The 6,633-nt window shown below is 69.0% G+C and carries 1 protein-coding gene and 1 CRISPR repeat array; the gene reads right to left on the bottom strand.

All coding sequences use genetic code 11. The annotated features are described in order from the left end of the window. Nucleotides 1–7: 7 nt before the first annotated feature. Nucleotides 8–1,042 (bottom strand): IS30 family transposase, encoded by a 1,035-nt coding sequence (locus EZE58_RS06015; RefSeq protein ID WP_009381402.1) that lies wholly within the window; start codon nt 1,040–1,042, stop codon nt 8–10. Nucleotides 1,043–1,489: 447 nt separating this feature from the next. Continuing rightward, nucleotides 1,490–6,633: direct repeats of the CRISPR family, unit length 19 nt; unit sequence GGATCATCCCCGCGGGGGC.

Here is a 6,633-nt window from a genome sequence, read left to right as displayed (position 1 = left end):
GGCGATGTCAAGGCGTCGAAGCAACATGGGGCTCGCCGGCGAGCAGTCGAGCGAATGCCTCGGTGGGCGTGAGATAGCCCAGTCGGCGGCGGGGTCGATTGTTGATCTCCTCGGCGATGGTGGTGAGGTAGGGCTGGTGATCGGGGATCACCGTGCCCTTGGGCAGATACTCCCGGTAGAGCCGGTTCGTGTTCTCGTTGCTGGGCCTCTGCCAGGGCGAGTGGGGATCGGCGAAGTAGACCGGCATCGCCGTGGCCAGGGAGACCTTCGCGTGCTGGGCCATCTCGCTGCCCTGGTCCCACGCCAACGATGCCTTCATCATCTCGGGCAGGTCGTTGAAAAACTCGATGACCGCGTCAGCGGTTGGCTCGGCGTGTTTCGAGGGCAGGGCCAGCAGCCCGGTGAACCCGCTCATCCGCTCCACCAGCGTCGCCGCGCACGAGGTGCCGTTCTTCCCGATGATCAGGTCACCCTCCCAGTGCCCCGGCACCCGACGCTGGGCGGCGTCCTCACCTCGCTCCGCGATCGGGACCATACCTACGATTGGGCCACCGCGCGTCCGCCCGGTCGTACGTGGTCGGCGCTTGGTCCGCTTGGACTGCAGGAAGATGCCCTTGCGGGCGAGCTCACCCTTCGGGATTGCGTAGATGTACTGGTAGATAGCCTCACCGGAGACGGTTCGGCCGCGTGCGTCAGGAGAGTTCGCCATGCGTTCAACGGTCGGGTCTGTCGCCTCCAGACGCAACCGGCCCGCTATCTCGTTCGGCGTCCAGGACGCGGCCAGGTCGGCGTCCACCCTCGCCTGCAGCACCGGATCCCCCGCGACCTTCCGCTGCTGCGGGCGAGCTCGCCGACGCTGCGCTCTGACGTCTGCGGTCACGGCCTGGTAGCCGCGGGTCTTCGTCGAGTTCCGGTGAAGCTCCCGCGAGATCACCGACGGGCAACGCCCCAGGTGACGGGCGATCCTCCGCACCGACCAGCCCGCTTTCGAGGCCGCCGAGATCTCCGACCTGTCGCTGAACGACAACCCCACCCGCGCCATCTGCACACTCCACCGATCAGACCCCCGCCGACCGGGAGTGTTGCTTCGACGCTATGACACCACCCAGTTCCCGGTCACTGTTGCTGGGATGATCCGAAATATCGGTAAGCCGACGCGTTGTTCCCTGCCTAAGCGGGGTTTCAATCCTCCCCTGGGACCGAGGGCCCCGGATCGCGACACCGTAAACTCATGCATTGGCCTGGCGCCCCGATTGTTCGGTTGGCGGTGGTCAATTGCGTAATCTTCTACGAAGCAATGACCCCCGGCGGCTGCTTGACAATGCTTGTAACGGGCGCTCGCCAACGGCAGTTAATCGGCCTCTCTCTTCGACATGAGAACTACGCTGCGAATCGCAAGGGAGCACGTGCACATCGGCCGATATGCCACCGGAGACACCGAAGCATCCCCGAGTGCACGGGAACCACTTGAGCCGGGAGGCGCTTCGAGCGATCAACCCCGCGAGCGCGGCGAGCACAAGGACGCACCGTACCCCCTCGACCTGCCCAGAGGATCATCCCCGCGGGGGCAGGGAGCACATCAACCGCACCTCAGCGTCCGTGAGGAGCTGGGGATCATCCCCGCGGGCGTGGGGACCACGTTTCGAACCTCACCAGTTCCTTCGTCGAGGCCGGATCATCCCCGCGGGGGCGGGGAGTACTAGGTGGCCGCGTAGACGTCGGCGGCACTGTAGGGATCATCCCCGCGGGGGCGGGGAGCACGTCACCCAGGCCCGCGAGGCCCTCGCCATGACGGGATCATCCCCGCGGGGGCGAGGAGCACTCACCCTCTACGGGTCCACGTTCAAGGGCGACCGGATCATCCCCGCGGGGGCGGGGAGTACTCAGCCTTCGCACCGACTCGGCGCTGCAGGGCCGGATCATCCCCGCGGGGGCGGGGAGCACAGGACCGGCGACATGGCAACGCTCGCTGACCTGGGATCATCCCCGCGGGGGCGGGGAGCACACGGACGAAGCCGAAAGGGCTTCGCGCAATCCCGGATCATCCCCGCGGGGGCGGGGAGCACTGCGTCCCGTCGAAGGCTAGGCCAGAGAAGTAGGGATCATCCCCGCGGGGGGCGGGGAGCACCGACACAAAAAAGGGCACGCGCTGACCGCCATGGGATCATCCCCGCGGGGGCGGGGAGCACCGATCACTCACCACTCACCACTCACCAGAGGAGGGATCATCCCCGCGGGGGCGGGGAGCACATCGCGAACCTCGCGAAGGCGATGGAGTCGACGGGATCATCCCCGCGGGGGCGGGGAGCACGATGGCTGGACCGTCGACTACCTCTGCGACGAGGGATCATCCCCGCGGGGGCGGGGAGCACTTCGTGACCGTGATCGGCGCGTACCCGTATTCGGGATCATCCCCGCGGGGGCGGGGAGCACGCTCAGTCGGCGGGCGTGAGCAGGTAGTGCATGGGATCATCCCCGCGGGGGCGGGGAGCACACCTCGTTCGCTGGTCCCGCGACCGTGCCGTTCGGATCATCCCCGCGGGGGCGGGGAGCACGTCGTGTCAGCGCCACGCCGCATATCCCCGAGCGGATCATCCCCGCGGGGGCGGGGAGCACGAACCTGATCTGATCGAGTACGTCGTGACCTGCGGATCATCCCCGCGGGGGCGGGGAGCACACGGATGGCTTGAGACCCCCATTCCCGACGGACGGATCATCCCCGCGGGGGCGGGGAGCACATGGCTTCGAAGTGGTCCTCGATCATCTGGTGAGGATCATCCCCGCGGGGGCGGGGAGCACACCGAGTCCTTGATCCCCTTGAGTTCCTGTGCCGGATCATCCCCGCGGGGGCGGGGAGCACCACCAGCCTTAGCGGCGACCTCAGCAACACTGGGGATCATCCCCGCGGGGGCGGGGAGCACCACCCTCAGGGCCAGCTCGGAGAGGTCTCTCCCGGATCATCCCCGCGGGGGCGGGGAGCACCTCTTCATCATCCCCGTCCTCGTCGTCATCATCGGATCATCCCCGCGGGGGCGGGGAGCACGCCGCCACTCTCTCAATGTGTCCTATATAGGCAGGATCATCCCCGCGGGGGCGGGGAGCACATGTAGTCGAACTCTGTCTGTCGCTCATTGCGCGGATCATCCCCGCGGGGGCGGGGAGCACCCTGGTGCGTCTCGCACCACAAGCCTCACCACCGGATCATCCCCGCGGGGGCGGGGAGCACTGAGACGGTCCGCGCGAGCGTTGACTGAGACCCGGATCATCCCCGCGGGGGCGGGGAGCACCCGCTGACATGGCGAAGGGTGTACCCCGGCATGGGATCATCCCCGCGGGGGCGGGGAGCACCTACTGTCGGCACCATCGCTGGCGTGACCATTGGGATCATCCCCGCGGGGGCGGGGAGCACCGGTAGGCGGAGTTGAGCGTCGCCGAGGGGAACGGATCATCCCCGCGGGGGCGGGGAGCACCAATGCGGCCCCGATTGTGCCTCAGTCCGTGCCGGATCATCCCCGCGGGGGCGGGGAGCACATGCCGTCGAGCACGAGGATCGGACCACTGGCCGGATCATCCCCGCGGGGGCGGGGAGCACACCACAAACACGGCGCAGGCGGCGCTGCGGGGCGGATCATCCCCGCGGGGGCGGGGAGCACTCGGCGGTGCTGTAGTACGTGATCGGCTTCACGGGATCATCCCCGCGGGGGCGGGGAGCACTCCGACTCGTATGACTCAGCGGTCGTGAGCTTCGGATCATCCCCGCGGGGGCGGGGAGCACGACACCATCCACGTTCGGGAATACATCCCAGGCGGATCATCCCCGCGGGGGCGGGGAGCACCACGCAATGACCACTCACCACTCACCAAAGGAAGGATCATCCCCGCGGGGGCGGGGAGCACGTCATGTCGGGCGATGTCTCAACGACGGTGCCGGGATCATCCCCGCGGGGGCGGGGAGCACGTCGAAGTCCGCCTTCATCTCCTTGATTTGAGCGGATCATCCCCGCGGGGGCGGGGAGCACGCAGCGATGACACTCGATGTATATGCCGACCTGGGATCATCCCCGCGGGGGCGGGGAGCACAGGCACTTGGCGAGTGCTTTCGCGACCTCCGGCGGATCATCCCCGCGGGGGCGGGGAGCACGTATCTGCGCCGCCCTCAGCGGTGGACCACTTCGGATCATCCCCGCGGGGGCGGGGAGCACATCCGCGACCACCGATCAATGACCGTGTCCGCGGGATCATCCCCGCGGGGGCGGGGAGCACATCGCGCGATCAGCCCTTCCATGCCCGCACTGAGGATCATCCCCGCGGGGGCGGGGAGCACCTCACCCTGTCGGGGTCGAACGACATGTCCTGGGGATCATCCCCGCGGGGGCGGGGAGCACATGATCTCCCTGAGGATGGCCTCACGTCCCAGCGGATCATCCCCGCGGGGGCGGGGAGCACTTCAAGACTCTCACTTCCCACGCGAACGGGGAGGGATCATCCCCGCGGGGGCGGGGAGCACAGGAACATCCAGAACACCCGGGAACGGACGGCCGGATCATCCCCGCGGGGGCGGGGAGCACTACGCGGTCGTCGCATCCACCGGCTGCACCCATGGATCATCCCCGCGGGGGCGGGGAGCACGGTCTCCTCATCGTCGTGGTCACTGGCGAGTAGGGATCATCCCCGCGGGGGCGGGGAGCACCACGCCGAGCTGATGACGCGCTATCTCAACGTCGGATCATCCCCGCGGGGGCGGGGAGCACCGCGGCCGCTGGGCCGATGACGGCCTGACCATGGGATCATCCCCGCGGGGGCGGGGAGCACCGCATGATCGCCTCACCCCCGGAGAGGTAGAGGGGATCATCCCCGCGGGGGCGGGGAGCACTACCTCAAGCTCGTGCGTGCCCTCCTCGACGAGGGATCATCCCCGCGGGGGCGGGGAGCACGCGACGACGTAGAGGCGCATGTCGCCGCCCATCGGATCATCCCCGCGGGGGCGGGGAGCACCGGTTGGCACTGCCATGGCCACATTCGGCGGTGGGATCATCCCCGCGGGGGCGGGGAGCACCGGGTGCGGGCGATCTGATCTTTCCCGATCGACGGATCATCCCCGCGGGGGCGGGGAGCACCACCGGCCCATACACCCCACCGGTGGCGAACGCGGATCATCCCCGCGGGGGCGGGGAGCACCGCCCTGATGGTCGCTCCACAGACAAGAGCGGGGGATCATCCCCGCGGGGGCGGGGAGCACCGTCGGCCACTGCTCTTTCACTGCATCGAGCGGGGATCATCCCCGCGGGGGCGGGGAGCACTGCTGGGTCTGAGTGTTGACCAGCATGTTGGCGGGATCATCCCCGCGGGGGCGGGGAGCACCCAGGGCTTGAAAATCGGCTTCCCCTGGGGGTCGGATCATCCCCGCGGGGGCGGGGAGCACGCGGGCCGCATCGTTCTGGGCTTTCACCCCAGCGGATCATCCCCGCGGGGGCGGGGAGCACCACATCGACCGAGGCCAGAATCTCGTGTGAGAGGGATCATCCCCGCGGGGGCGGGGAGCACCACACCTTCGCGACCACTGGCACCGGGTGGAACGGATCATCCCCGCGGGGGCGGGGAGCACAGGATGCATCACTATGACGGCAAAATTGTAGACGGATCATCCCCGCGGGGGCGGGGAGCACGTAAGGAGTGGCTCGCGGCACGGTACACCCTCGGGATCATCCCCGCGGGGGCGGGGAGCACCCCTTGGGGGCCGGAGGAATCGGGATCGTTCCCGGATCATCCCCGCGGGGGCGGGGAGCACTTTCGTTGTTCGTCTAGTTAGACCTTAGACAGTGGATCATCCCCGCGGGGGCGGGGAGCACCCGATGACGATCGCCAGGTTCGCCGCGTTGAAGGGATCATCCCCGCGGGGGCGGGGAGCACCTGAGTGGCATGGTGTCGATCGGCAGCCACGGGGGATCATCCCCGCGGGGGCGGGGAGCACCGCGTCGAGCTGTCCCAGTACCGGGCGAGCGCGGGATCATCCCCGCGGGGGCGGGGAGCACCGTGAAGATCCCCAGCTTGATCGGCTGGGGGTCGGATCATCCCCGCGGGGGCGGGGAGCACCGACAATGCCTGACACCCGAATCGAGGCGTGGCGGATCATCCCCGCGGGGGCGGGGAGCACATGGGCAGCCGGGCGAGCAGGTCGCCGTTTCCGGGATCATCCCCGCGGGGGCGGGGAGCACCCGAACGGTTGGGTGCTGAACGTCGGGTGCTGGGGATCATCCCCGCGGGGGCGGGGAGCACTGTCGCAGATGAAACGCGTCTACTACTCGTCCAGGATCATCCCCGCGGGGGCGGGGAGCACATCGTCGGCGAATCCGGCCCCGAGCTCGTCAACGGATCATCCCCGCGGGGGCGGGGAGCACCGGTTTCTTTACACGTCAGCGGGACGTGGAAAGGGATCATCCCCGCGGGGGCGGGGAGCACCTCGTGCAGGTCATCCCGGGCACGTTCGCGGCGGGATCATCCCCGCGGGGGCGGGGAGCACACCACACCCGATTGGATGACCGAATACCAGGCAGGATCATCCCCGCGGGGGCGGGGAGCACGCAGTCCTGCATTGATATGCACCCGCATCGGTCGGATCATCCCCGCGGGGGC

The organism is Brevibacterium sp. LS14, assembly GCF_012027885.1.
Taxonomy (GTDB): domain Bacteria; phylum Actinomycetota; class Actinomycetes; order Actinomycetales; family Brevibacteriaceae; genus Brevibacterium; species Brevibacterium casei.
The sequence above is the reverse complement of the archived record's forward strand: the minus strand, read 5'-3'. Positions and strand labels throughout refer to the sequence as shown.